This is a genomic window from Caballeronia sp. GAFFF1 (genome assembly GCF_023630705.1).
Classification (GTDB): Bacteria; Pseudomonadota; Gammaproteobacteria; order Burkholderiales; family Burkholderiaceae; genus Caballeronia.
Genome location: NZ_JALQEM010000031.1, coordinates 21,283 through 46,829 on the forward strand (window position 1 = coordinate 21,283; position 25,547 = coordinate 46,829).

Sequence of the window (25,547 nt, forward strand, 5' to 3'; positions counted from 1 at the left end):
TAGTGGTTCGTATTGATTGCATGTGCCCGGAGTCGGCGTTTGATCACCGCGACTTGCGAGGCCGTGTTCGACGCGATGCACTGCATCGCGCGCACGGATTATCGCGCGCTCGAACCACTGGGGCTAGCGCTGCATGCATGATTCCGCGGGCGCGCTAGCACCCGCGCGAGAGTCGCTTCAACGCGATGCGTGACGCGAAGCCGAATGCGACTTCTTGCCCGCCGCGTTCGCGCGTCGCGTGGCCCAGCCCTTCCTGGCGGCAGCGGAACGGTCGGCGGCCGAGCGGCGGCTTGCACTCGCGTGCGCCTGCTTTGAGAGCGACTTGTGCGACGCGGCCTTCGAGCTTTCGCGCTTGAGCACGCGCGTGGAGGTGGCGGATCGCTTCGCCTTCGACTCGGTGCTCGGGCTCTTCGTCTTGCGATGCGCGGCCTTGGTATCCTGCGCCGCTTTCTTGCGCGTGCCTTCGGAGGCTTCGCCTTTCTTCGGCGTCTTGAGCTTGACGCCCGCGCGCCGCGCCTCCGACAAGCCGATCGCAATGGCCTGCTTGGCCGACTTCGCGCCGTGCTTGCCTTCGCGTACGTGGTCGATCTGCTCCTTCACGAACGCGCCCGCCTGCGTGCTCGGCGACTTCCCTGCGCGCTTGGCTTTCTCGGCGCGTTCGAGGGTTTTCTTCTCGGGCATGTCGGTGCTCCTTGTGGCGTGGAGATGCCGATCGAGCGAGCAACGCATGTGCCCGCTTCATTCGCTCGCGTCTTGCTAGACGTTATTGTGTAAGCCGCAGGATGCCCAGCCCGGTCGCGATTTCCTGGAAGATCGTGTCGAGGTCCGCGTTCGACGGAGCATGATAGTAATTGCCCGGCGACGCGCACGACTGCATCGTCTTCACCGCCGCGCTGCTGGTCGCGCCCGTGCCGAACGTGATCCCGTAGATGATGATGCCTTGCGCCTTCATCGCGCTGCATACGCCCAGCTGGAACGCGTTGATGTCCGTGACCGAGCTCATCTTTCCGTCCGTGAGCGCCGTTCCGTTCGAACGCGTGATGGTCGGCGCCCGGAGCGTGCCGTTGGCAACGCCCGACAAGCCGTTGAACGCGGTCAGTGGCATGAGCCCGTCAGTGCTTCCCGGATCGTTTTCGCCGTCAGTCAGCAGAATCGCCACACGCAAGAGGCCCTCGTTCGTCTCGGGACGCGGCAGCGAACTGTCCGTCGAGATCCAGCCGTTGCCTTTCGATACATCGTTGGACCAGTCCGACGACAGCATTCGCCAGCCCCACAGCAAGCCGGTCGGGATGATCGTGGAGCCGTTCGCCTTCATCGCGTTGATCGAATTCGTGAGCGCGGTCTGATCCTTCGTCAGGAAAATGGCCGGCTGAATGCCGCACGGGCCGTTGCTCGCACCCGAGGCGTTCGTGTTGCCGTTCTGATAGATCGTCGTGGTACCGCTCGTCGTGTTCGGCTGGAACCACTGGCTCCAGATGCCGGTGGCCGATCCGTTGCCGCACTGCGTCGAAGTGCCGTTGGTCTGGCGCGTCAGCGGCACGCCCATCACCGTCTTCGTCGATACGGCGCTGGTGCAATCGCTCTGGCTGTACGTCGTGATCTTGAATCCGGTCGGCGGCACGTTGTAATAGAACGGCGTGAATCCCGGCGTGTCCTTTGGGGCATACGCCTTCGGATAGAGATTGCCGCTCGCGTCCCGCGGTTCGACGGCGCAGCCCTGCCAACCGGATTGCGTGATACTCGGATTCGGCGCCATCGACATGTTCGTCGGGTTGTAAGCGAACCTGGGCGTCATCCAGTTGGAACTGCCCGAAAGCGCGCCCGTCAGATTGACGACCGTCGTGAACGGCACCAGACCAATGTAGGAATCGCCGTTGGGCTGGTTGAAGATGCTCGTCACGAGATGCTGCGACGCGGCTCTCAAGCCCTGAATCTTGCTGCCTTGCGATGAGTCAGTGCTCGCGGGGTCGGCCATCGAACCGGTGTTGTCCAGCACCATCACGAGTTCGAGCGTGGTTTTCGGCGAGTAAATCGCCGTATTGTTCGCGGATATGGTCATCGTGTCTTGCGGGCCCGCGCCGGCCGCATTCGTGCCCGAAATCAGCGCGCCGAAGATATTCGACGCCAGCAAGGGCAGCGTGCCCGAGGCGGACAGCTTGACCGTGAAACCGGCGCTCGCGTCGCCGGAGATGTTGGCCGTGAAGCCCGTATCCGGCATCACGAGACCTTCATAGCCGGTCGGCATGTTGGCGTCGTAATAGGCGCGCGCGTCTCTCTGCCACTGCGCGACGTTTTGCATGTTCGGCTGCGCGTAATGGCGAATGTTCGCCGCGGCCGAGAGCGTGGCGACGTCGAGCGCCATCTGCATGTGCGCCTGCATCAATTCGTATTGAATCATGCCGAGCGACATGCACATCGCGCCGGCCATCACGCTGGAGCACATCGCAAAGAACACGCCGATCGCGCCACGGTCGCCGCTAAAGAGCGCTGCGGCGCGCGCACGCAGAGCCTCGGCCCGCGCCGCGCGGAACATTCTGCTGGTCATCATGATGCCGCCAGAGTCAAAGGCTGCGGCAAGCGCGGACGGACGTACACACGCCGCGAGATGATCTGCGTGCCGGGCGCATCGGACCAGAAGTTGGCCGTCATCGTGAACGGGTTGTACGACAGGAAAACCTCGACCACGATCGCCGAATCGCCGTTGCGAAACGGCCAGCCCGACGGCAGCGCGTTGGTCTGCGTGACGGCCGAGTTCTGCGAGGCCATCGTGCTGCCCGACCAGGGCGCCTTCGCCTGCCACAAAAGTTTCGGCGCGCCGGCCACCATCGTCGGCGCGGAGACTGGCGTGCAACCGCTGCTGTTGTCGCAGATCGAGCTGACCACCACCATGCCTTTGCCTTTCAGATCGTAGGGCTGCGCGAGCAGACTTGCGGCGTTGAAGATGGAGCCGAGATTGTTGGAGTTCGAGGTGCTCGCATTGTTGATGACGGTCTGCATCTGACCGATCGAATCCGCCAGCGTGAACGCCGTATGCTCGACCACGCTCACGGCGCGAATGTACATGTAGACCTCGGCGAACCCGAGCATCATCATGATCATCATGGGCGCGACGATGACGAATTCGATCGACGCCGCCCCGCGCTGGGACCGCAACACGCGGCTGAAGAACCGGCCCATCGTGCGGTGAGGCGTCCGCCCGGCCCGGTTCCGCGAAGAAAATCTCGACGCGCTCTTCATTTTTCGTTCTGCACGAGGTAATTGCGTGAATACGTGAACGTGCCGGTCTGACCGAGCAGTTTGGGGATGCCGGTGAAGCTGTTCATCGTCAAGGTGATGTTGTAGGACACGACATCGCCGTAACCGCCCATGTTCGCCTGCGAACTGCTCGTCCCCACGTTGTTGTAAGTACCGTAGTTCAGCGTAGTGACCGTCACTTTGCCGCCCATGTTGGTCCAGGGCTTGAGCACCCCGAGAATCTGCGCCTGCGCCTGCTGCGCGCGCGTGTTGCCGTTGCTCGGCGCGCTCGTCGTCAGGCCGACGCGCGATGCGTGCTGCGCGGCGATCTGCACGGTAGCGTCCACGATCATGTCAAGCGCCAGTTCGATCGTGCCCAGCACGATGAAAATGGCGAACATCATCAGAAACGCCATTTCGATGGCGGCCACACCGCTGTCGTCGCGCAGCAACCGCGCACCGATACGCCCGGCGGCCACGTCGCCCCGCTCGAGCGATGGCGCAACGCGCGGCGTAGTCATCGCAGGCTCGCGGACTGCAGGGTCGCGTTCTGAACGGTGCCGACGGTCGCGGCGGCGGCCGGCTGGCCCTCCGACGGCTGCGCCAGACGCGCGCGCTGGATCTCGTAGTAGCGAAGGTTGTCCTGCACCGACGCTTTCGGCAGATCGCGCGAGAGGATCTCGGACGCGGCTTCCGTATTGCCGAGCAGGCCATACGCGAGCGCGAGATCCTGACGAGCCTGCGACGGCGCTTGCGGGTAGCGGGTCACGTCGAGCAGCACGTTCGCGCCCGCGCGCGGATCGCCGCCGAGAATCAGCGACATGCCGAGATTCACGGAAAGCATCGGGTCGCCGGGATTGGCCTTCAAGGCGTCCCGCAGCACGGCTTGCGCGCCTGCGTGGTCGCCCTTCAGGTCGAGCGCGGCGCCTAGTCCGGCGGACGCCAGCGCATCGCCCGCCTTCATCGCGAGCACGCGGCGGTACGTGGCGATTGCGTCGTCGAAGCGGCGTTGATGGATCGCCACGCGCGCGGAGCCGATCAAAGGCATCCCCGCGGTCGGATCGATGGCGCTCGCCTTGTCGTAGTACACGCCCGCGCGCGTGTAGTCGCCCACGGCGTAGAGCGTGTTGCCCAGTCCGGTGAGGCCGGGCACCGAACGCGGATCGGCCTTCACGATGCGGTCGTAGAGCGTCGTCGCGAGTTCGACGTTGCCGGATTCGATGGCCGTATCGGCGATGCGCAGTTCGCTCATCGCGCTGGGCGACGTGTTCTGCGTGACGGGCCGCGCCTCAGCCGTCTGATGCAGCGTGGAGGTGGTCGTGCAGGCGGACAAGGCGCCGGCCAGCGCGATCGCGCATACGGTGATCACCGCGCGGCTGAGTTCGTGGGCGCGCGCCACGGAGAGAATCTGAGTTGCTTTCATTGCTTGGCCAACGCGTCCATGAGCTGAATGATTGACGGCCCGGCTGAAATCACCATGACCGCGGGAAGAATGAAGATCATCATCGGCACGACCATCTTCGGGGCGAGCTTGGCCGCTTTCTCTTCGAGCGAAACCATGTGCGCGAGGCGCTCGGTGCGCGAGAGCGTCCGCAACGCCTGCGTGATCGGCGTGCCGTACTTCATCGACTGATTGAGCGTGGAGATGAGCGCGCGCACCGACGGCAGATCGATCCGTTCGCCCAGCGCCTGTAACGAGCGCATGTTGTCGCCGGAGAGCGTCAACTCGTCCGCCGTCAGCGAGAGTTCGTCGGAGAGCGGCGGGCAGATCAGCTTCATTTCGTCCGCCACGCGGCGGATGCTCACGCCCAGGCTGTTACCCGCGTTCGTGCAGATCACGAGCAGATCGAGCGCATCGGGCAGGCAACTCTCGATGGCCTTGCGGCGGCGCATGGAAAGAAACGCCAGGACGTATTCGGGAACGATCATGCCTGCGACGAACACGCCGAGCATCAGCATGCCGCGCACGGCAGGATAGCCGCCGACAACCGGGATGTTCGAACCGAGCATGACCATGGCCGTCGCGCAGACCAGACCGGTGAGGAACTTCGCGGCGAGCAGGATCGACACCGCCATCTTGCTGCGATAGCCGCCGCGAATCATTTCCTTCTGAAGCTTCAGGCGGTACTTCGCGTCGAAAAGCGGAAGGCGGTCGCCGATGCGCGCGAACAGCGCCACCGCGCGGCTGCGGATGCTGGTGTCGAGCACTTCCGCGACGTCGGCGCCACTGACCGGCTGCGTGATCGCCACGTTGCGCACGCGCTCCGCGATGCGGCCGCGCAGGCCGCCGAATTTCGTCGCATACCAGATCGCGATGCCCGCGACGAGCGCGAGCAGCATCGACAGGTTGACGATGGCATCGAAGTTTTCCTGGCTCATCGCGAGGTATCCATCTTGGACATCTTATTGACGATCGAAATGCCGATCACGAGCGAAACCGCCGCGAAGGTCAGGCATTTCTGGCCTGCTTGCGTGTCGAACAGCACCATGAGGTATTCCCTGTTCAAAACATAAGTGCTGAGCAGAATGATGACTGGAATGGCCGCGAGGATTTTCGTCGTGATGCGCGCCTCGCCGGTGAGCGCTTTGGTCTTCTGACGAATTTCGCGGCGCGTGCGCACGATGCCCGACAGGTTCTCGAGCGTTTCGCCGAGTTGACCGCCGGTCTCGCGCTGCAACAGCAAACACACGCAGAAAAAGGAGAAGTCCGCAATGCCGATGCGCGCGACCGCGACCGAAAGCACTTCCTCGAGATCGAGGCCGACTTGCAGCGAATCGCCCATGATCTTGAACTCGCTGCGCAGCGGTTCCGGCACCTCGCTCGCCGCCGAATGGATCACATGCGTCACCGGCACACCCGCGCGCACCGCGCGCACGATCAGGTCGATGAGGTCCGGAAAGCCATCGAGGAAACGCTGGCGGAACCGGTTGACCAGAAAGTTGTAGGTGCGCACGACCAGAAACGCCGGCAGGCCGACGATCAGGATCGGCGGCACGAACGACGGCAGCGGCGCATAGTCGGACATCAACAGGGCGACGATCTCTCCGAAGATGGCGACGGCCACGACGATGCGAATGCCGTTCGCGCCCGCGACCGTGCGCAAGCGCGCGATCTTCGGACTGAGCCAGCGCATCAGCGCGTTCTGTTCGCGCTCGACCTTGAACAAGTCGGTGTCCAGCTTGAGCGTCTTGCGTCCCTCGACGAAGAACGCCTCGGCCATGCGCGACTTGATGCGGGCATCGGGCCGCTGTTTGCGCATGTCCTGCACCACCAGCGCCATCACGCCCAGCAACAAGGTGACGATAAACGCGCACCCGGTGAAGAGATCGGCGGTGTTCATAGGCGCATCGCCTCCAGGAGCGCGTCCTCCAGGCCGTAGTACGCCGCACGCGCCGAAAACGCCGGCCGCACCGCGGACGACTCGTAGACGCCCTTCACTTCCTCGCTGTAAGCGCTCGCGTCATAGCGGAACGTGAACAGATCCTGCGTGATGATGACGTCGCCTTCCATGCCCACCAGTTCGGTGATGCGCGTCACGCGCCGCATGCCGTCGCGCATCCGCTCGATCTGCACGATCATGTGCACTGCGCTCGCAATCTGACGCCGGATGGACATGAGCGGCAGATTGCCGTTCGCCATCATGACCATGCTTTCCAGACGCGTGATGCCGTCGCGCGGCGTGTTCGCGTGGATGGTGGTCATCGACCCGTCGTGGCCGGTGTTCATGGCCTGCAACACGTCGAAGGCTTCGGGGCCGCGCGTTTCGCCGAGGATGATGCGGTCCGGACGCATCCGCAGCGCGTTTCGCACGAGATCGCGCTGCGTGACCGCGCCGAGTCCTTCGGCGTTCTCGGGGCGCGTTTCGAGGCTCACCACATGCGGCTGCACGAGCTGCAATTCCGCCGCGTCTTCGATGGTGATGGTGCGCTCGCCGAGCCCGATGAAGTGCGACAGCGCGTTGAGCAGCGTCGTCTTGCCCGAGCCCGTGCCGCCGGACACGATGATATTCAGCCGGCATGTGCTTGCGAGCTTGAGCACCGTCGCCATTTCGGCGGACATGTTGCCCTGCTGCGCCATGCGATGCAGCGTGATGTTGCGCTTGGAAAACTTACGGATCGAGATCGACGTGCCGTGGATCGCGAGCGGCGGCAACACGACGTTGACCCGGCTGCCATCGGCCAGACGGGCATCGACCATCGGACTGCTTTCGTCGACGCGCCGCCCCACGCCCGCCGCGATCCGCTGCGCGACGTTGACCACATGCGCGTTATCGCGAAACTTGTAGGGCGTGAGTTCGAGGCGGCCGTGCCGTTCCACGAATACCTGATCAGGACCGTTCACCAGCACGTCCGTGATGGTTTCGTCGGCCAGCAGCGGTTCGATCGGGCCGAGGCCGAACATGTCGTTCAGCAGTTCGCCGACGATCTGCGCCTGCTCCGCGATCGTGATGTTGAGCCGTTCGCGCTCCGCGATTTCGAGCACGAGCGCCTCGACGCCCGGCTTCATCTGCTCGCGCGTCTTACCGACCGCAGCCGATGCGTTCATCGCGCCGAACACGCCGGTCCGGATCACTTTGAAGAGATCGGAGCGCACCAGCACTTCGTTGCCCTCGGGCATGCCGGGACGGGCGCGCGGCGGCGCGGGCGCCGGCGTGGGGACCGCAGCCGGCGCGTGTTCGGCGACCGCCACGACCGCGGCGTTGTCGACCGGATCGACGCTCGGCTTCGCGATCTGCTTCTGCCCGAACATCAGCCTCTCCTCAGCTTGAATTTCTGCAGGAACGAACGCTCCACCATCGTGTGCTGACCGGTCAGATCAGCGGCGACGCGCACCACGCTCTGAGTGAAGCCGTTCTGCGATTTGTCCTTGGGCTTCTCGCCGAGATTTTCTGCGACCGCCACGGCCTTGGACTCGAACGGGATTTCGTGCAGCACGGCACGGCCGATCGCGCCGACGAAATCCGCCGGCTGCACCTTTCCGGCCGTCGCGGCATTGGGGTTGTTGAGCAGCAAAGAAGTCGGCGGATTGTTGTCGCGATCCTCGATATGGCGCAGCAGTTTTATCGTTTCGCGCGCCGAATGCACCGAGCGGTCAGCGACGATATAGCAACGCGACGCGTGATCGAACGCTTCCTGCGCGAGCGCATCGGACGGGCCGGGAATGTCGATGATGACGTAGTGGAAGCTGTCGCACAGCACTTGCAGCACGCGCGCGAGCGATCCGGGTTCAAAGGCTGGCGCCGCGCTGAACGGACGCTCCGCTGTCAGCATGAAAAGGCGCGTGCCCTTGGCGACGAGCGTGCGGTCCACGTATTGCGGGTCCAGCCGGTGCTGATTCTCCAGCACGTCGGAGAGGCCGTTGTTGCTTTGCAGGCCGAGCATCACGTTGGCGGCGCTGCCGTGGAGGTTCAAATCGACGTAGGCCACCCGGCGGTGCGTTTCGTCGGAGAGATAGCGCGCGACGTTCAGTGCCAGCGTGGTCACGCCCACGCCGCCGCGCGAGCCGACGAACGCAATGGTCTTGCCGGCGCGCGACATGACGACATCGCTCACCTTTCCGCCGGCCACGTTGACCGTGCGCTTGAGCAGTTCGACCGTCAGCGGTTTGACCAGATAATCGCGCACGCCCAGCTTCAGGAGGCTGCGGAACAGGCCGACGTCGTTACGCTCGCCGAGCGCCACGACCTGCACCGACGGCTCGCAGACTTCGGCCAGACGTCCCAGATCGGACAGCGGCATCACCGAGTCCTGCAGGTCGATCATCAGAAAGAGCGGCGAGCGCTCGATCCTTTCCAGATACGCAATGGCGTCATCGACGGTGCCGACCGCGATATGGACGTGCGGCATCGCCTGTTCGAGCACGAAGCTCTTGAGCACCTGCTCAGTCGTGCGGTCCGAGACGAACGCGATGAAGTCCGCGGCGCGCGCCGCCGTCTTGTTCTTGCTCTTCAAGAAAGGAAGGTCTGTCGTGCTCATGGTCGTGCTCGTGAGATGGCATGCATCACTTGGCGTCGCGCGACGTGCTCTTGTCGAGCGGAATCACGTGTTCGGTCTGGTAACGATGCGCGGCGCTTGCGGCAACGGCTGCATCGGCGGGGCCGAGCGTGCGCGGATGAACGATGTCTTCCGGATGCGCAAGCTGGGCGGCGAGATTCGTGTACGTCGCGCAGCCCCATTGCATGCTCGGGCGGCGAATGCCGGCATCCGTCAGCAGCGAGGCGCGGGACAGGCTTTCGCAATCGGGCGGCGTGGCCGAGCGGCCGTCGTAACCGATGACCGTTTCGTTGGGCATGTTGCGCGGCGGCTTGAAGCAGCCCGCTGCGCCGAGCGCGATCGCGCAGGAAAGAGAAAGCGTGAGAATGCGTGCGTGTTTCATGGCAATGCGCTCAATAGACATATCCGGCCGCGCCGACGAGACGCGGTTCGCCGGCCGAAGGCGCGTCGGTGCCCGTGCGGCGCTGGAAGCCGTACTCCACGTCCGAACTCGGCGAGATCAGCGAATCGAGCGGCGAGCGCAGCTTCGCGGGATCGGTCGGCTCGACGATATAGGGCGTCACCATGATCACGAGTTCGGTCTTGTTGTTCTGGTAGTTCGTCGACGAGAACAGCTTGCCCAGCACCGGCAGCGAACCGAGACCCGGAACCTGGGAAACGATGTCCTGCGTATTGCTTTGCAACAGGCCGCCGATAGCGAAACTCTGGCCGCTGCCCAGTTCCACGGTGGTGTCGGCGCGGCGCACGGAGAGGCCCGGCACCGTTATGCCGTTGGTCGTCACGCTCACCGAGGTATCGATCTGGCTCACTTCCGGCCGCACTTTCAGGCTGATGCGATGCTCGTCGAGCACCGTCGGAGTGAAATCCAGTTTCACGCCGAACTGCTTGAATTCGACCGAGATCGCGCCGTTGACTTGCGAGACCGGAATCGGAAATTCGCCGCCCGCGAGGAAGCTCGCCGTCTGACCGGACAGCGCAACGAGATTCGGCTCCGCGAGCACGGTCAGCAAGCCTTCCTGATTCAGCGCATCGATCATCGCGCGGATGTCGACGTTGTTCGTGCGGAACGCGCCGAACAGCGAATACGCGTTGTTGCTCGGCAGGTTGACGGGATAAGTCGTCTGGCCGGCTGCATTGGTGAGCGGCTGCGTCAGGTTGTAGATCGAGCGGCCGCTGTAGATGCCGCCGAAGAAATTGCCCGCCGCATTGCCGATCGACTGCCAGTTGATGCCGAGCTGCTGCGTGATGTTGCGGTCCACTTCCGTGATCCGCACGCGCAACTGAACCTGCTGCGGACGATCCACCGTCATGCGGTTGACCAGCACTTCCTTGTCGGCGAGGAACGGCGTGACGGCTTGCACGACGGCATCCGCTTCGAGCGAGGTATGAACCTGCCCGGTCAGGACGAGCGAACCGAGCGTCGTGCCGATCTGGACGTTGAGGTCCGGGAAGCGGCTCGCGATGGTGCTGCGCAGGAGCATCATGTCGCGCGCGACGACGATCGTGCGTTGCAGGATCGGCTTGTTGTTCGCGCCGAGCGCGTAGAGCGTCGTCGTGCCGGACTTCTTGCCGAGCACGAACACCGCTTTAGGCGACGGAACGTGCACATCGGCGACCGTCGGATCGGCGACGAACACGGACGACGCTTCTTCGTTCAGGCGCAGCAGCGTGCCCTTGCCCGCGTCGATGTTGAGGGGACTGTAACTATCGGCTGCCGCCGTCGCGTCGGCCGCGGCGGGCAGAGCCTTCCGGTTCGCGACGCGCGCCTGTGCCTGATAGGCCTGCTGCGCGGTCTGCGGCGGTTCGGCGGCGTTCGACGTCGCGGGCAGCGTCGCGGCAAGTGCTGCGGACAGCGCGCCCGCGCACGCCACGGCTTTCGCCGCAACGTTTGCATCGACAAGAACCGAACTCGACTGCTTATTCATGACTGTATACCTGGCGATTCACTCTGTACCCGTGCTTACGGCATCAACGCGCGGGGACTGTAGGGAGCGGAGGCGCGCCAGCGACGGAATTTGCCGCAACCGACGTGGTTGCGCTCCCCGCAGCACCCCCAGAGTTGTCCGTCTTTTCAGAACCGCGGTAGACCGTCACCGTGTGGGGAAGCGGCGGCGCGGACGGGCCGCCCGTGCTCGCCTCAGCGGTGCGGGCATGGGGCAGCGCGCGTACCGCGCGCGAAATGTCGCCGGCCCAGATCGGCGCGCGTTCCGCCGACGAAACGGGGATAGCCGCGGATGCCGCCGGGTCGCGGGTGACCGTCGCGAAACTGCGCAGCGCGAGCGACAGACTGCCCAGACGCGCGGCGACCGCGACGACTTCGCCCATGCGCGGCGTGACTTCCAGCGTGACCGTGCGGGCGGGCGTCACCGTTTCGGGCGCCGCGCCGTTGTTCTTCGGACGCTTGATTTCGGAACCGACCGCCAGCACGCGGACGTGCTCCACCACCGTTTCGCTCGATACCGCGAGGTCCGGCGAATCCGTGCGCCGGTCCATTTGCTGTGTCAGCAACAGATCGACGTAATCGCCCGGCTGAATCAGGCCGGCGTTGCCGGAGACATCGTCCACGGCGACCGACACGGCGCGCATTTCCGGCTTCAGCGTAGCGGCCAGAAAACCCGGCGCGCTCGGCAGAATGACGTCGTCGCCGGTGAGAATCGTGCCGCTCGTCACCGGATGGCGCAGCAGCGCGCCCTTCAGGTCTGCCGAACCCGGCGCGCCCTGCACGATGGCGTTCGCCGGCACCTCGGTGGCGGGGATCGCTTTCCAGCCGATGTCTTCATCGCGCAGCAGAAGTCCCTGCGGCAGGTCCGCCGCGCTCACCTGCACCTTGGCGGTGGTGATCTTGACTTCGCTCGGTTTGGACGAGCTGGCGACAACGACGCGCACGATCAGCGCGATGAGAAGTGCGCCGACGAGCAGCACGGCAAATTTGATGATGTTGGACATAGCGACGCCGTCCTATCGCGTCAAGATCAAGGGAAGCACAACGGGCAGCACGATGACAGCGATGCCGCCACAGGCGAGCGCGACGCCGTAAGGCACGCCGCGCGCTCCGGAGAACAACGCCAGCGCGCGCATGGGCATCGCGTGGCGGTCGGGATTCATGTTTCGCGTTGCAAGACTGATCAGCGACACGAACATGCCTGTCACTGAAATGAGGCTGAGTGCCGGCAGCGAAAGGCCGACGCCCGCCCAGAGAAAGATCACCGCCGCGAGCTTGGCGTCGCCGCCGCCGAGCATCCGCGCCGCGAACAGCAGCGCGCAGACGAGGAACACGCCGATGGCGACCACGAGGTGGGCGATCATCGTGTCGAGCGGCATCTGGCGCAGGACAGCGTCCACGAAGAACAGTCCGCCAATCACGAGGACGATGTTCGTCGGCAGTCGCCGTGAACGAATGTCGATGACCGCGAGCAAAACGAGCGCGCAGAAGACGACGAGACGAATGGCGATGGACAAGGTCAGCACGATGAAGCCGCGAGGTGAGTTGGGAATGGAGCGGAGAACCGGACGAAAAACATCCGGGCCTCCGGAGGTACGGCTATTACTGGCCTGCGTTGTTGACTTTGGTCGTGATGGTCGTCCACAGACCCGTGAACGCGGTCTTGAACGACGTCATCGACGCGGTCAGCGCCACGACGATGATGCCGGCGAGGATTGCGTATTCCATGGCGCTGACGCCGCGCTCATCACGCGTAAAAGCTTTCGCAAACTTGAGCATTTTTATTCCCTTGATACGAGTTGAGGTAACGTGTGGTTTTCCGGTGAGAGAGGCGCCGGACACGACACATCCTAGCTACACCTCGGTGCTACGACAGCGTCGTTCAGAGGCCTGAACAACCCTCAATTCGAGGTTTTAGCGGACGTGTGTTCCTTCGCTAACGGCCCGAAGGCGGGAAACTTTAGGTTCGTCGTGGAATTCAGTGGAGGGCAACCGGCGATTTCGTACTCGGACGTCTGGCAACGCGTTCGTACGGCGCCGTGCAGCGACAGCCGCATTGCGCGGCCCGATGAAAGGTAAAACGTTTGCGGTAATCAGCCCGCCGAAAGGAAAGAAAGCAAAGCACTGCGCATATTCATTCCCGGTTACTGGCGAGGTCGGAAATCAATACGTAGTGCCGCCGATTCGATGTGCAAGGGCTGCAACCGGCGAGATCCACCGTCGCTTTGCTGCGACGTTGTTTGCGCTTGCGATTCGCGGGCGTTATGTCAGCGTATGCTTTTTATCGTCTTCCCGATCGAAGCCCGACAAGTCGATGTCCTGTCCACCGTCTGTGGAGCGCAATTCGCCGCGCGCTCTTTCCGCAAGTTCTTCGTAACGCTTGCGGAAACGCGTGAGGTCCTTCTCATCCAACTCCTCCAAATCCAGCAACGCATTATGCGCACGCTCCGTCGCGCGTATGAGTTCGTCCAGCTTGATCTGCATGGCCGCCGTGTCGCGGTTCTGCGTGTTCTGAATCAGAAAGACCATGAGAAACGTGACGATGGTCGTAGAGGTATTGATGACGAGTTGCCACGTATCGCTGAAGTGAAAGAGCGGTCCGGAGACCGCCCACGCGATCACCAGCACGACCGCGATGACGAACGTCGATGCCCGGCCCGTGACGTGCGATAGCGCATTGGAGAATCTGAGGAACCAAGACTTTTTCATCGCGCGTCTCCTGTGAGCGTCGTTGATTAGAATGATGCCTGTGAGCCCCAAAATCAAACATCCCTTCATCGACTTCTCCGCCGCATCGGAAGAAGTCGCGCGCCGCCTGATCGGCGCCATCTTCACCGTGGACGGCGTCGGCGGGCGCATCGTCGAGACCGAAGCTTATGACCGCGAAGATCCCGCCTCGCACACGTTCTCCGGCCCCACGCCGCGCAACGCGTCCATGTTCGGGCCGCCCGCGCATGCTTACGTCTATCGGTCGTACGGCATCCACTGGTGCCTGAACTTCGTATGCCGCGAAGCAGGCCACGGCGCCGGCGTGCTGATCCGCGCCATCGAGCCGCTGACCGGCATCGACGTCATGCGCCAGCGGCGCGGCGTCGAACCGCTCAAGCTGCTGTGTTCGGGGCCCGGGCGGCTCGCGCAGGCGCTCGGCATCACGCACAAGGACAACGGCGCGTCGCTGCTCGAAGCGCCTTTCGATATTCAGCCGCCCGACGAGGCATGCGATGTCGTCACGGGTCCGCGCATCGGCATCAGCAAGGCGATGGATGTTCCGTGGCGCTTCGGGCTTGCCGGATCGAAATTCGTCAGCAAGCCCTTTCCCAAGGCGTGATCAGTCCGCCGGGCGCAGCTTTCGCACTTCTTCGTCCGAGGGCTGGACGCTCGCGCCGTCGATATAGCGGAACGACGTCATCACGCCCTTGCCGTCCTTCTGTGCCGTGACGCCGACATAAGCGCCCATCGTCGATTGATTGTCCTGCTTGCGATAGACGATAGGACCGAACGGCGTGTTCACCGGCAAGCCCTTGAATGCGGCGGCGAGCTTGTCCGCGTCCGTGCTGCCCGCTTTCCTGAGGCCATTGGCGAGCGACATCATCGCCGTATATCCGACAACCGAGCCCAGGCGCGGATAGTCGTGATACTTCGCTTGATAAGCCGCGACGAACTGCTTGTTAGCCGGTGTGTCGATGGCATACCACGGGTAGCCCGTGACGATCCATCCGACCGGCGCTTCCGCCCCGAGCGGATCGAGATAATCGGGCTCGCCCGTCAGCAGCGACACCACCGCGCGATCCTTGAAGAGCCCGCGCGTATTGCCCTCGCGAACGAACTTGCCGAGGTCCGCGCTGAAGAGCACGTTGAAGATGGCGTCGGGCTTCGCATCGGCAAGCGCCTGCGTGACGGCGCCTGCATCGACATTGCCTAGCGGCGTCGCCTGTTCCGCGACGAACTCGACATCGGGCTGCGCGGCCTTCAGCAAGCGCTTGAATGTCGCCACGGCCGACTGACCGTACTCGTAATTCGGATAGACGAGCGCCCAACGCTTCTTCTTGAGCTTGGCTGCTTCGGGGACGAGCATGGCCACCTGCATATACGTCGATGGCCGCAGGCGATACGTGTATTTGTTGCCGTCCTGCCAGACGATCTTGTCGGTGAGCGGTTCGGCGGCGAGGAAGAAAATGCGGCGCTGCTTCGCGTAGTCCGCGAGCGCGAGGCCCGTGTTCGACAGATAGCCGCCGAACAAGAGCTTCACCTGCTCCCGTGAAACGAGTTCCTGCGCGACACGCACGGTATCGCCGGGATTGCCGTTGTCGTCGCGGGAAACGACTTCGAGCTTGTTGCCGTCGATGCCGCCTGCCGCGTTGATCTGATCGAGCGCGAGATTCCAGCCGTTTCTGTAGGGCAGGAGAAACGCGGGCTGCGCCTTATAGCTGTTGATCTCGCCGATCTTGATGCTGTCGGCGTGCGCGGCGCAGGCCGCGACGGCCGCGAGGGCAGCCACGCTCGCGCGCAGCACTTTTCTTGCTTGATGAATCATCGATGCTTCTCCTCTAACGATATGCTTCGGGCTCAAACGCCCAGATAAGCGCGGCGAGCGGCATCGTCGCGAACGAACGCCTGCATCGCTCCGGCATGGCGAACCTGGCCTTTCTCCAGCACAACCACGCGGTCGCTGACGAGTTCAGCGAAGTGCAGGTTCTGCTCCGATAGCAGAACCGCGAGCCCTTCGCGCTTCAGTCGGAGAATCATATCGGCCATCTGCTCGACGATGACCGGCGCCACGCCTTCCGACGGCTCGTCGAGCAACACGACACGCGGATTGCCCATCAGCGTGCGCGCCACGGTCAGCATCTGTTGCTCGCCGCCGCTCATGCGGCTCGCGCGGCGCCCGCGCATCTCGCCGAGATTCGGGAAGACGCGAAAGAGCGTGTCCGGCGTCCATTGCGGCGCGCCTTCGCGCGGCGGCTGGTGGCCCGTCTCCAGATTCTCCATGACGGTCAGGTCGCCGAAGATGCGGCGATCTTCCGGCACATACCCAAGCCCGCGTCGCGCGATGCGATACGGCGCCATTCCCGATATGTTCTCGCCCATGAACATGACCGTGCCGGTCACGCGCGGCAGCAGGCCCATGATGGCTTTCATGGTCGTGGATTTGCCCGCGCCGTTGCGGCCCATCAGCGCGACGACCTCGCCCTGTCCGACTTCGAGCGCGACATCGAACAGAATCTGCGCGCGGCCATAGAACGCATTCAGCGCATCGACACGCAAGAGCGTCATCGCGCGGCTCCGTCGATTGAAACGGCGCGCGGCGCATACGATGCGCCCGTGCCCAGATAGACCTCGCGCACGCGGGCGTCGTTGCGGATCGCATCGGCGTCGCCTTCTGCAATCAACTGCCCTCGCGCCAGCACCACCAGCGTATCGGCATGTTCGAACACCACATCCATGCTGTGTTCGGTGAAGAGCACGCCCATGTTGCGCTCCCTGGCAAGACGCGCGGTGAGCGCCATGAGCGCGTTGCGTTCCTCGGGCGCCATGCCCGCCGTGGGCTCGTCCATCAGCAGCAGTTTCGGGCGGTTGGATAGCGCCATCGCCAGTTCCACGCGCTTGACGTCGCCGTATGCGAGCACCGCGCAACTGCGCCGCGCGTGCGCCGCCATGCCGACGAGATCGAGCAATGCCATGGCTTCGTCTTCATGCGATGACGCCACGCGCGAGAAGAAGCCGAACGCGCGCCGCTCGTGCGAGAGCAACGCCATCTGCATGTTTTCGAGCACCGTCATCGAGTTGAACGTAGCGGCCACCTGAAACGTCCTGCCGACGCCCTGCCGCCAGATATCGCGCGGACGTCTTCCCGTGATGTCGTGGCCGTCCAGATGAATGGTGCCCGACGTGGGCTTGAGTTGCCCGTTGATCATGTTGAAGCACGTCGACTTGCCGGCGCCGTTAGGGCCGATCAACGCGAGGAGTTGCCCTGCTTCAACCGAGAACGACACGTCGTTGACGGCCTTCACGCCGTCGAAGGACTTGGATAGTTTGTCGATGCGCAGAAGCGTCATTGCGCCTCCGTGAACCGGTCACGCACGAAGCCCGCGATGCCTTGCGGAAACGCCACGACGAGCACGAGAATGGCTGCCCCGAGCAACGCTTGCCAATAGTCGGTCTGCCGCGCCACCGTGTCTTGCAACCACGTGAATACCGCCGCGCCGACGATGGGTCCCGCGAGCGTCTGAATGCCGCCGAGCAGCACCATCACGAGACCGTCCACGGAGCGACCGACGCTAACGGCTTCCGGCGAGATGTTGCCTTTGGAGAATGCGTACAGCGAGCCCGCGAGCCCGCATACGAGCGCAGCAGCGACGAAGGCGATCCATTGCACGCGGGCGACGTCGATGCCGATTGCTTCCGCGCGCAACGGCGAATCGCGGCCCGCGCGCATCGCGAATCCGAGCGGCGCGAAGAGCAGTCGTCGCAAGAGCCATACGCCGGCTATCGCGGCAACGAGCGTGAGGTAGTAGAACGCAACGGGCGATGATAGCCACGGCGACGGCCACATGCCGAGTAGCCCGTTGCTGCCGCCTGTGACCGCATCCCATTGATAGACGATCGACCACACGATCTGCGCGAACGCGAGCGTCAGCATCGCGAGATAAACGCCGGATAGCCGCACGCAGAACCATCCGAACACGATCGCGCCGATGCCCGCGACGAGTGGCCCGAGCGCGAGCGCCGCTTCCATCGGCAAGGCCAGCGCCTTGAGAAAAAGCGCCGCGCCATAAGCGCCCAGTCCGAAATAAGCCGCATGTCCGAACGAATGCATGCCGCCCGGTCCCATGATGAAATGCAGGCTCGCGGCGAAGAGAACGGCGATCAGGACTTCGACCATCAACACGGGAAGATACGGGAAAGCGCCGGCTCCCAAAGGCGCGAGCGCGAGCAGCAAGACGACGACGGCCCAGCCGACCTTGACGCGGCGCGTTGCGGGTAAAAGCGGCCTGTCCGCGGGCGCGGCGGTTCGCGCAACGGTCTGCGGGCGCCCGAACAAGCCCCACGGACGAAACACCAATACGACGGCCATCAAAACGAATTCGGCGACGAGCGTAAACTTCGACAGTGAGAACGCGATACCGAACACCGATACTTGCCCGATGCCGATGCACAGCGCCTTGATCTCCGCGATCAACAATGCCGCGACGAACGCGCCCGGAATCGAGCCCATGCCGCCGACCACGACAACCACGAACGCATTGCCGATGGTGTCGATATCGAGCGAGAGATTCGCCGGCATCCTCGGTATCTGCAGCGCGCCGCCGAGGCCCGCGAGGCATGCGCCCGCGAAAAAGACACTGGTGAACAGCCACGCCTGATTCACGCCTAGCGCGCCGAGCATTTCGCGATCGGAACTCGCGGCCCGCACCAGCGTGCCCCAGCGCGTACGTGTGAGCGCGTACCAGAGCACGCCCAGCACGAGCGGACCGGCCACGATCAGCACCAGGTCATAGACGGGCAACGCATGTCCGAGCAATGGCACGGCGCCCCCGAGATGCGGCGCGCGCGGCCCGAACAGATCGTCCGGTCCCCATACGTAAAGCGCGGCGTCGCGCAATATCAGCACGAGCGCGAACGTCGCGAGTAAATGGAACAGCTCCGGCGCGCGATAGATGCGTCTCAGCACACCGACTTCGATGATCGCGCCCAGTGCGCCGACGATCAGCGCCGCGCCGACAATCGACGCCCAGAAACCCATGATGCTCGCCCCAAACCGGCTCGTCAGGCTATAGGCGACATAGACGCCCAACATGTACAGCGAGCCGTGCGCGAAGTTGACGATGCGCGTGACGCCGAAGATGAGCGACAGTCCCGAGGCGACGAGAAAGAGCGCGCAGGCATCGGCCAGGCCATTGACGAGTTGAACGAGCAGGTTGGCGAACATCGGGCGCGTGACGAGCTTGATTGCTGAATGGTTGACGGCTAAGGGAGCAAGCGGCGACGAGGCGACATTATCGGTGAATTGCGCGCCCTCTTCCCTATACGACAAAAAGCCGGCGCCGTGATGACTCGCGCGGTCGGGTCACAAGCCGTTCTCCACCATCGACAAGAGCCGCGCGGCAAGCGGTTCGACCGACTCCGCGCCCAGCCCTTGCAGCGGCCCTTCGATCAGCAGCAGCGCAAAGCCGTGCACCGCGCTCCACGCGAGATATTCCGCGTCGGGCCGACGCCGCGCATCGAGCGCGCCCGCCTCCACCATCTCATCGAGCGCGCGGCTCAAGAGCTGGAACGGGTCCAGACCGCTCGGCCCCGCTCCGTACGGTTCATCGTGCTCTCTCCACTCCGCCTGCGCCGCAGCGAACGCGGTGCGAAACAAACCCGTTTCCGCCTGGGCGAAGCGTAAATAGCCGGCGCCGATCGCGCGCAGTCCGGCACGGGCGGCATCGGCGCGACGGCGCTTCTTCGGGCCAGCGGCCAGTTCTTCTTCCATCGCTTCGGCCACCGACGACAGCGCCGCCGAGCGCACCGCGGACAACAGCGCGTCCCTGTTTTCGAAGTGCCGGTACGCCGCATTCGGCACGACGCCCGCACGGCGCGTTGCTTCGCGCAGGACGATCGCATTGGGGCCGCCTTCGCGGGCGAGCTGAATGCCCGCGTCGATGAGCGCGCGCCGAAGGTCGCCGTGTCTGTAAGTGTTTCGCGGCCTGGTTTTTTTCATGGGATTTCTTGTTATCTCGACGGTGACGGTCCGATGTGGACACTGTCCATTATCTCTGCTATTTTTTGTGGACGCTGTACACAAGTCGAATTTGTCCGTCGAAGGGAGCGAACATGAACGACGAGAACGATCGTGCGCGTGACGAAGCGCGTATCCGCGAGCTGACGGAAGCCTGGCGGCAAGCCGTGCTGGGAAAGGACGCAGCGGCGCTCGTCGCGCACTACGCGCCCGATGTCGTCGTGTTCGATGTCGTGCCGCCCGCTTCGATGACCGGAGTGGAGCGTTATCGCGAGAACTGGCAACGCTGGTTCGACAGCATCAGCGGCCCGCTCGCGTTCGACATCGTGGACATGCATATCGCGGTCAGCGGCGAGCTGGCGCACGCGCACTCGCTCAACCGCGTGGCGGCGGGCGGGCGCGACGACATCGTGCGCGCGACCGTGTGTTTCCGGAAGATCGGCGGCGACTGGCGCGTGGTGCACGAACACGCGTCCGTGCCGCTCATGATGGACATGGACCCCGACGAAGCATCCTGACCGTCCTCACCCAAGGAGCAGACATGACAGTGCAACCGTATCTGTTTTTCGAAGGCCGCTGCGAAGAAGCCGTGTCGTTTTATCGCGAGCATCTGGGCGCACAGGTGCTGATGACGATGCGTTACCGGGACAATCCGGACGCAGGCAAGCAAGGCGGCAGCGAAGCGGCGAGCGGCTGCAGCATGCCGCCCGGCTCCGAAGACAAGATCATGCATACCGCGTTCACCATCGGCGATTCCACGGTGATGGCGTCCGACGGCATGTGCAGCGGCAAGCCGAATTTTCAGGGCGTGTCGCTCTCGCTCACCGCAGACGACGAGCAGCAGGCCGAGAAGTACTTCAATGCGCTCGCCAAGGGCGGACAGGTTCAGATGCCGATGACGCAGACCTTTTTCGCTAAACGCTTCGGCATGGTTCAGGACATGTTCGGCGTGTCGTGGATGGTGTTGGGCGGAGTGGAGCACAAGCCCGCGTGATGGTCGGCGAAAAATGCGGGGCGTAACAGCCTGAAACACCTGACGCGCATAAGGGCATTCGAAAACGTGGAACAATGTCGGCTGATATCCGAACATAGACCGACAGGAGCTTTCATGAGCGCCCCGCACACCCATCATCTCACCGGCTCGGACATGCCCGCTGAATCAGCCGATCGTCCGACGCGCGAGGAAGCCGAAGCCGCCGTGCGCGTGCTCCTGCGCTGGGCCGGCGACGATCCGCGCCGCGAAGGTCTCCTCGACACGCCGGCGCGCGTCGTCCGCTCCTACGAGGAGTTCTTCGCCGGTTACGCGCAGAACCCGCACGAGATTCTCGCGCGCACGTTCTCCGAGGTGCAGGGCTACGACGAGATGATCGTGCTCAAGGACATTCGCTTCGAGAGCTATTGCGAGCATCACATGGTGCCGATCATCGGCCGGGCGCACGTCGCGTATCTGCCGAACAAGCGCGTCGTCGGCATTTCCAAGCTCGCGCGTCTCGTCGATGCTTTCGCCAAGCGCCTGCAGATTCAGGAGAAGATGACCGCGCAGATCGCCGATACGCTCGAAGAAGTGCTGCAACCGCTCGGCGTCGGCGTGATTCTCGAAGCCGCGCATCAGTGCATGTCCACGCGCGGCGTGCACAAGGCGGGCGTCTCGATGGTGACCTCGCGCATGCTCGGCTCGTTCCGCGACGACCCTTCCACGCGGCGTGAGTTTCTCGCCATCGTCGGACAGCAGTCCGGCTTCAGCGTGTCGAATACCTGAAGAGGCTAACGAAAACGTGAGAGGGCCGCGCCGCGGCCCTTTTGTGTTTCATGCGCCGAAGCCGTTGCGCGGCGCATTAGCGCCCGTGCCTTCGCGCACCTTGCCTTGCGACACATTGCTGCCCGGCGGAACGCTATGCGTCAGCCAGACGTTGCCGCCGATCACCGAACCTTTGCCGATGGTGACGCGCCCGAGAATGGTCGCGCCCGCGTAGATCACGACATCGTCCTCGACAATAGGATGCCGCGCATTGCCCTTCACGAGCATGCCGTCGCCACCGGCAGGAAAGCTCTTCGCGCCGAGCGTCACCGCCTGATAAACCCGCACGCGCTCGCCGATGATCGCCGTCTCGCCGATCACCACGCCCGTGCCGTGATCGATGAAAAAGCTCGGGCCGATGGTCGCGCCCGGGTGAATGTCGATGCCCGTCAGCGAATGCGCGATCTCGTTGATGAAGCGCGCAAGCAGCGGCACGCCCAGACGATGCAGCGCATGAGCGAGCCGATGATGCATCATGGCCCACACGCCGGGATAGCACAGCAAAATCTCGGTGATGTGCTGCGCGGCCGGATCGCCCGAAAACGCGGCCAGAATGTCCGACACCAGCAGCGCCCGGATCGCGGGCAGTTGCGCGCCGAATTCCCGCGCGGTCTCGAACGCCTTCGCGCTCAGGTCGGCGTCGCTCGTCTCGCGATTTTCCGGCAGAAAGCGCAAGGCGCGGCGAATCTGCTCGTGCAGCAGGCGCAACGTGGTTTCGAGCGTCTGGCCGACGTAGTAATCCACGCTTTCGTCGGTGAGATCGGGCGTGCCGTAATGCGTCGGAAAGAGCGCGGAGCGCAGCCCGTTGACGATCTTCACGATGGCGTCGCGCGACGGCAGCTCGCGGATGCCGAGCGGATGCCTCGTGCGATGCAGTTGTTCGCGCGACTCGCGCAACTCCGCCACGATGCGCGACAAGCCCCATTCGCGCGGTGCGGGAGCGGTGACGGCACCGGAAGATTCGGGCGAAGTGCCGGGCGGCACGGATCTGCTGGGCGAAGCCATGTTCTGCGTATCAATCTCTAAGCGATGGTGACAACCGCCGTGGCCAGCGCGGCGGACGAACGCCAAGAGTACCCGGTTTCGACCGACCGTGCCGCAACGCGCGCGCCGCACGTCCAGCATACGTTGCGCGCAATCGTTTGCAAGCCATGTGCGCTGCGCCGGGCGCTATACCGTGACGTGGCTCGCGTCGATCCAGCGCACGGCCCAGTCGCGCGCGTGCGCGATAGCCTCGTCTTCGCTTCGAAAGCGCAAGTCCGCGGGAAAGAAGCGGTTCGCGACCAGTTCGCCGTCACTCGATCGCGAGATCACCACGTAAGGTTGGTACGTGCCTTCTGCCGTCCGTGCGGGCGCGCAGTTCAGCAGATAGCCTCTATGCGAAAAGGCGGCATCGTGTTGCATGAGTCACCCGTCTTAAAGTGCCCTGCTCTTTCGAATGGCATTGCTCTCACGCCGGCAGGTGTCCTCAACGCGCCCTCCTGTATTGCTCGCGTTGCCCTATTGCGCTTTGCCGGCGACAAGCTACAAATAATACTGGTAGTGAAAGCCCTTAGTCTCGGAAATCGCCCGCGAAATTTTGGGCGGTCGGGACCATGCCCATCAGACGAGGGCGACCGTTCCGTCGCTAAATAGCCGGAACGACTCTTGCCAAGCCCTTCTTTGTTTGCAGGAGGAACGCGCGATGAACAACGCCGAATCCAACGAGCCGCAAGACAGGCAAGCCGGCCGGGCGGCCGACAGTCCCATCAAGACGCCGTCGACGGAGACGGCGCATATCCGCATGAGCGATGCGAAAGCGGCAGAGTCCGGCCGAGACGCGCGCCCGCACACTCCGCAAGCCGAGCCGGAACCGGCGGCGGTGACCGATGCCGTGCCGCGCCGGCCGCGTGGCATCGATGTGCTCAACGACGACACGCTCGACGACACCGTCGATACTGACGCGAAGAACATTCACGCGAAACGCGAAGCGGAAATGCTCGCCCGCGATCCCGACGCCGTGATCTTCTCGAATGCCACGCTATCGAATCATGTGCCGGAGGCGAGCGGCGTCCTGGCTGGTTTCGACAGCCGTCCGGGGCAGAAGGATTTCGCGCTGGCGGTGGCGAACGGGTATCGCGTCATCGACCGGGGAATGGTCGCGCCCGCGGTGCCGGACGTCGAGCAACATCTGCGCTTCGTCGCGCGCGATGCCCACGGCCATACGCTGGAGGGGCGCACGCACTATGCGCTGAACCACTTGCGGCCGTCGCGGCTGATCGTGATCGAAAAGCCCTGAACGGCCTCTGAGAAATCGGGTGGCCGCGCGGTCCGGCGCGGCCGCCCTCGCTGCGCTTACTTTTTTTCGTCCTTCTCGTCGTCCGTCTCGATGCGGGTCACGCCGCCCGTTGCCGGCGGATCGCTGGCCGGGAACGTGTCTTCCACGGCCTTGTCGACCGTGTCTTCATCGCGCTCGGAAGTCGGGTTCTGCTCTTTGGTGTTGCTCATGGTCGGCTCCTTTTGTCGTGGCTCGGCTAGCGAGGATACGTCGCCAGATGTGCAGCAAACATCGTTCCGCACGGGGCGCGAGGCAGGCACAGCGATTGCGAGATGCCTTCTGCTCTTATTCGAGCAAAACGAACGACAAGAATCTGGGACCGCATACATTCGAATAAAGGGGAAGGCGATGACCACGAGTCAGACCTACGACGGCCTGAACGCCACGGATGAGACCGGCGACGACGAGGCACTGCGCGAAGCGCGTCCCGCCGCACCCGAACGCAGCGCGGCGCAGCAACGGTTCAAGTCGGCGCTCGCGTGCCTCGGGGCAGCGTATGCGCTGTCGTGGGCGGAACTCGGGCTCGCGCTCGCCATGGGCTTTCCGGGCGATGCGGCAAGCCATCCGGTCGCGGCGTCGATCGTGTCGCGCGTGCTCGTCGGCCTGCTGTATCTGTGCGTCGCCTCTCGCCTGCAATGGGCGCGCTGGCTGACCGTCGCGCTCGGCTTCGTCACGGTGGCGCTGGTTGCGCCGACGCTCGCGCTGCAATGGCACGTCTTCCCCGCAGCGGCCGTGGTGTCGGGGCTGACGCTCGCGTGCCGTCTCGCGGCGTCGTTGTTCCTGCTCTCGCCGATGCCCGCGCGCCGGGCCGCCTGACGCCCCTTACTGCCGCGGCTTTTCATCGAGCCTTTGCGCGTGCACAATGCGTTGCCGTTCTCCCACTGCAACGCTTGCGAGGCCGCTCATGAAAATCGCTGTCATCGGCGCCACCGGCACGGTCGGCCGGGCCGTCTGCGCCGAATTCCAACCGCGTCACGAAGTCACCGAGATCGGCGCGACGCGCGGCGCGCATCGCGTCGATCTGCTCGATCTGGACAGCATCAAGCGTCTTTTCGATGCCATCGGCCGGGTCGATGCGATTGTCGCCACGGCCGGTCATGTCCACTTCGGCGAGCTCGTCAAGATGACGCCCGCGCAGTTTCGCCTCGGCCTCGACGACAAGCTCATGGGCCAGGTCAACCTTGTGCTCACGGCGCGCGATTATCTCAACGATGGCGGCTCTTTCACGCTCACGAGCGGCATCGTCGGCGCCCAGCCGATCCGGCAAGGCGCGAGCGCGGCAGCCGTCAACGGCGCGATCGAAGGCTTCGTGCGCGGCGCCGCGATCGAACTGCCGCGCGGCCTGCGCATCAACGCGGTCAGCCCGACCATGCTGGAAGAAGCGCGCGAGAGCTTCGGGCCGTATTTTCGCGGCTTCGAGGCGGCGAGCGGCGCGCGCGTGGCATTGGGCTATAGCCGCAGCGTGGAAGGCGCGGAAACCGGCCGCGTGTATGCCGTGCATTGAGCGCGTGGTTCGTTTAAGCTCGGCGCTTCTGTAAAG

Annotated in this window: 30 protein-coding genes; 7 read left to right on the forward strand and 23 right to left on the reverse strand. The window is 64.1% G+C overall.

The window, feature by feature from the left end:
• Positions 1 to 177: 177 nt before the first annotated feature.
• From NCR37_RS16955 to NCR37_RS17025, 15 genes are all read right to left on the reverse strand, one after another.
• Positions 178 to 681, reverse strand: a complete 504-nt coding sequence (locus tag NCR37_RS16955) for a DUF6496 domain-containing protein (protein WP_250474019.1) — start codon at positions 679 to 681, stop codon at positions 178 to 180.
• A gap of 82 nt (positions 682 to 763) precedes the next feature.
• Positions 764 to 2,548 (reverse strand): vWA domain-containing protein, encoded by a 1,785-nt coding sequence (locus NCR37_RS16960; RefSeq protein ID WP_250474020.1) that lies wholly within the window; start codon positions 2,546 to 2,548, stop codon positions 764 to 766.
• Positions 2,545 to 3,102 (reverse strand): pilus assembly protein, encoded by a 558-nt coding sequence (locus NCR37_RS16965; RefSeq protein ID WP_250474021.1) that lies wholly within the window; start codon positions 3,100 to 3,102, stop codon positions 2,545 to 2,547. Before NCR37_RS16965 ends, NCR37_RS16960 begins: the two co-directional genes overlap by 4 nt.
• A 131-nt stretch (positions 3,103 to 3,233) precedes the next feature.
• Entirely contained in the window at positions 3,234 to 3,755 is a 522-nt protein-coding gene (locus NCR37_RS16970; protein WP_250474022.1) for a TadE/TadG family type IV pilus assembly protein, read from the reverse strand.
• Positions 3,752 to 4,657: a tetratricopeptide repeat protein gene (locus NCR37_RS16975; RefSeq protein ID WP_250474023.1), complete on the reverse strand. Its 906-nt coding sequence runs from the start codon at positions 4,655 to 4,657 to the stop codon at positions 3,752 to 3,754. Before NCR37_RS16975 ends, NCR37_RS16970 begins: the two co-directional genes overlap by 4 nt.
• Positions 4,654 to 5,613, reverse strand: a complete 960-nt coding sequence (locus NCR37_RS16980; RefSeq protein WP_250474024.1) for a type II secretion system F family protein — start codon at positions 5,611 to 5,613, stop codon at positions 4,654 to 4,656. The genes NCR37_RS16975 and NCR37_RS16980 overlap by 4 nt, the downstream gene beginning before the upstream one ends.
• A complete protein-coding gene (locus NCR37_RS16985) occupies positions 5,610 to 6,575 on the reverse strand; it encodes a type II secretion system F family protein (protein ID WP_250474025.1) in 966 nt (321 codons plus the stop codon). Before NCR37_RS16985 ends, NCR37_RS16980 begins: the two co-directional genes overlap by 4 nt.
• Complete coding sequence (locus NCR37_RS16990) at positions 6,572 to 7,984, reverse strand: TadA family conjugal transfer-associated ATPase (protein ID WP_250474026.1); 1,413 nt, start codon at positions 7,982 to 7,984, stop codon at positions 6,572 to 6,574. The genes NCR37_RS16985 and NCR37_RS16990 overlap by 4 nt, the downstream gene beginning before the upstream one ends.
• Positions 7,984 to 9,210, reverse strand: a complete 1,227-nt coding sequence (locus tag NCR37_RS16995) for a CpaE/TadZ family protein (RefSeq protein WP_250474027.1) — start codon at positions 9,208 to 9,210, stop codon at positions 7,984 to 7,986. Before NCR37_RS16995 ends, NCR37_RS16990 begins: the two co-directional genes overlap by 1 nt.
• Positions 9,211 to 9,235: 25 nt before the next feature.
• A complete protein-coding gene (locus NCR37_RS17000; protein WP_250474028.1) occupies positions 9,236 to 9,610 on the reverse strand; it encodes a CpaD family pilus assembly lipoprotein in 375 nt (124 codons plus the stop codon).
• Between the two features lie 10 nt (positions 9,611 to 9,620).
• Complete coding sequence (locus tag NCR37_RS17005; RefSeq protein ID WP_250474029.1) at positions 9,621 to 11,153, reverse strand: type II and III secretion system protein family protein; 1,533 nt, start codon at positions 11,151 to 11,153, stop codon at positions 9,621 to 9,623.
• A 43-nt stretch (positions 11,154 to 11,196) separates the two neighbouring features.
• Positions 11,197 to 12,174, reverse strand: a complete 978-nt coding sequence (gene cpaB / locus NCR37_RS17010; protein WP_250474030.1) for a Flp pilus assembly protein CpaB — start codon at positions 12,172 to 12,174, stop codon at positions 11,197 to 11,199.
• A gap of 12 nt (positions 12,175 to 12,186) precedes the next feature.
• Positions 12,187 to 12,696, reverse strand: coding sequence for an A24 family peptidase (locus NCR37_RS17015; protein WP_250474031.1), 510 nt, complete (start codon positions 12,694 to 12,696; stop codon positions 12,187 to 12,189).
• Positions 12,697 to 12,772: 76 nt separating this feature from the next.
• Positions 12,773 to 12,898, reverse strand: a complete 126-nt coding sequence (locus tag NCR37_RS17020) for a hypothetical protein (protein ID WP_371747449.1) — start codon at positions 12,896 to 12,898, stop codon at positions 12,773 to 12,775.
• A 534-nt stretch (positions 12,899 to 13,432) separates the two neighbouring features.
• The gene (locus tag NCR37_RS17025) at positions 13,433 to 13,879 is read right to left on the reverse strand and encodes a low affinity iron permease family protein (protein WP_250474032.1); all 447 of its coding nucleotides are present in this window, start codon (positions 13,877 to 13,879) and stop codon (positions 13,433 to 13,435) included.
• 34 nt (positions 13,880 to 13,913) lie between these two features.
• On the opposite strand from NCR37_RS17025, the gene NCR37_RS17030 reads away from it, so the two are divergent.
• A complete protein-coding gene (locus tag NCR37_RS17030) occupies positions 13,914 to 14,498 on the forward strand; it encodes a DNA-3-methyladenine glycosylase (RefSeq protein WP_250474237.1) in 585 nt (194 codons plus the stop codon).
• On the opposite strand, the gene NCR37_RS17035 is transcribed toward NCR37_RS17030, so the two are convergent.
• The 5 genes from NCR37_RS17035 to NCR37_RS17055 form a co-directional block, all read right to left on the reverse strand.
• Positions 14,499 to 15,704: an ABC transporter substrate-binding protein gene (locus NCR37_RS17035; protein WP_250474033.1), complete on the reverse strand. Its 1,206-nt coding sequence runs from the start codon at positions 15,702 to 15,704 to the stop codon at positions 14,499 to 14,501.
• A 32-nt stretch (positions 15,705 to 15,736) separates the two neighbouring features.
• A complete protein-coding gene (locus NCR37_RS17040; protein ID WP_250474034.1) occupies positions 15,737 to 16,444 on the reverse strand; it encodes an ABC transporter ATP-binding protein in 708 nt (235 codons plus the stop codon).
• Positions 16,441 to 17,226 (reverse strand): ABC transporter ATP-binding protein, encoded by a 786-nt coding sequence (locus tag NCR37_RS17045; protein WP_250474035.1) that lies wholly within the window; start codon positions 17,224 to 17,226, stop codon positions 16,441 to 16,443. Before NCR37_RS17045 ends, NCR37_RS17040 begins: the two co-directional genes overlap by 4 nt.
• Positions 17,223 to 19,100, reverse strand: a complete 1,878-nt coding sequence (locus NCR37_RS17050; protein ID WP_250474036.1) for an ABC transporter permease — start codon at positions 19,098 to 19,100, stop codon at positions 17,223 to 17,225. The genes NCR37_RS17045 and NCR37_RS17050 overlap by 4 nt, the downstream gene beginning before the upstream one ends.
• A gap of 138 nt (positions 19,101 to 19,238) precedes the next feature.
• Complete coding sequence (locus tag NCR37_RS17055) at positions 19,239 to 19,874, reverse strand: TetR/AcrR family transcriptional regulator (protein WP_250474037.1); 636 nt, start codon at positions 19,872 to 19,874, stop codon at positions 19,239 to 19,241.
• A 113-nt stretch (positions 19,875 to 19,987) separates the two neighbouring features.
• Here NCR37_RS17055 and NCR37_RS17060 point away from each other — a divergent pair, with 113 nt between their 5' ends.
• The 3 genes from NCR37_RS17060 to folE all read left to right on the forward strand — a co-directional run bounded on the left by NCR37_RS17060 (position 19,988) and on the right by folE (position 21,651).
• Positions 19,988 to 20,410, forward strand: coding sequence for a YybH family protein (locus tag NCR37_RS17060; RefSeq protein ID WP_250474038.1), 423 nt, complete (start codon positions 19,988 to 19,990; stop codon positions 20,408 to 20,410).
• A gap of 23 nt (positions 20,411 to 20,433) precedes the next feature.
• On the forward strand, positions 20,434 to 20,886 hold the full coding sequence (locus NCR37_RS17065; RefSeq protein WP_250474039.1) for a VOC family protein: 453 nt from the start codon (positions 20,434 to 20,436) through the stop codon (positions 20,884 to 20,886).
• Between the two features lie 114 nt (positions 20,887 to 21,000).
• Positions 21,001 to 21,651 (forward strand): GTP cyclohydrolase I FolE, encoded by a 651-nt coding sequence (gene folE, locus NCR37_RS17070; protein ID WP_250474040.1) that lies wholly within the window; start codon positions 21,001 to 21,003, stop codon positions 21,649 to 21,651.
• A 48-nt stretch (positions 21,652 to 21,699) separates the two neighbouring features.
• Here folE and epsC read toward each other — a convergent pair whose 3' ends face one another.
• Both epsC and NCR37_RS17080 read right to left on the reverse strand, forming a co-directional pair.
• Positions 21,700 to 22,695 carry a serine O-acetyltransferase EpsC gene (gene epsC / locus NCR37_RS17075; protein WP_250474041.1) on the reverse strand — a complete coding sequence of 332 codons (996 nt, stop codon included), beginning with the start codon at positions 22,693 to 22,695 and terminating at the stop codon, positions 21,700 to 21,702.
• A 165-nt stretch (positions 22,696 to 22,860) separates the two neighbouring features.
• Positions 22,861 to 23,094, reverse strand: a complete 234-nt coding sequence (locus tag NCR37_RS17080) for a DUF6566 family protein (RefSeq protein WP_175942044.1) — start codon at positions 23,092 to 23,094, stop codon at positions 22,861 to 22,863.
• 280 nt (positions 23,095 to 23,374) lie between these two features.
• Here NCR37_RS17080 and NCR37_RS17085 point away from each other — a divergent pair, with 280 nt between their 5' ends.
• The gene (locus NCR37_RS17085; protein WP_250474042.1) at positions 23,375 to 23,968 is read left to right on the forward strand and encodes a DUF3005 domain-containing protein; all 594 of its coding nucleotides are present in this window, start codon (positions 23,375 to 23,377) and stop codon (positions 23,966 to 23,968) included.
• A gap of 56 nt (positions 23,969 to 24,024) precedes the next feature.
• On the opposite strand, the gene NCR37_RS17090 is transcribed toward NCR37_RS17085, so the two are convergent.
• Complete coding sequence (locus NCR37_RS17090) at positions 24,025 to 24,177, reverse strand: hypothetical protein (protein WP_248323117.1); 153 nt, start codon at positions 24,175 to 24,177, stop codon at positions 24,025 to 24,027.
• Positions 24,178 to 24,355: 178 nt separating this feature from the next.
• On the opposite strand from NCR37_RS17090, the gene NCR37_RS17095 reads away from it, so the two are divergent.
• Both NCR37_RS17095 and NCR37_RS17100 read left to right on the forward strand, forming a co-directional pair.
• On the forward strand, positions 24,356 to 24,823 hold the full coding sequence (locus NCR37_RS17095) for a hypothetical protein (protein WP_250474043.1): 468 nt from the start codon (positions 24,356 to 24,358) through the stop codon (positions 24,821 to 24,823).
• A gap of 88 nt (positions 24,824 to 24,911) precedes the next feature.
• On the forward strand, positions 24,912 to 25,511 hold the full coding sequence (locus tag NCR37_RS17100) for a short chain dehydrogenase (RefSeq protein WP_250474044.1): 600 nt from the start codon (positions 24,912 to 24,914) through the stop codon (positions 25,509 to 25,511).
• The last annotated feature ends 36 nt before the right edge of the window (positions 25,512 to 25,547 follow it).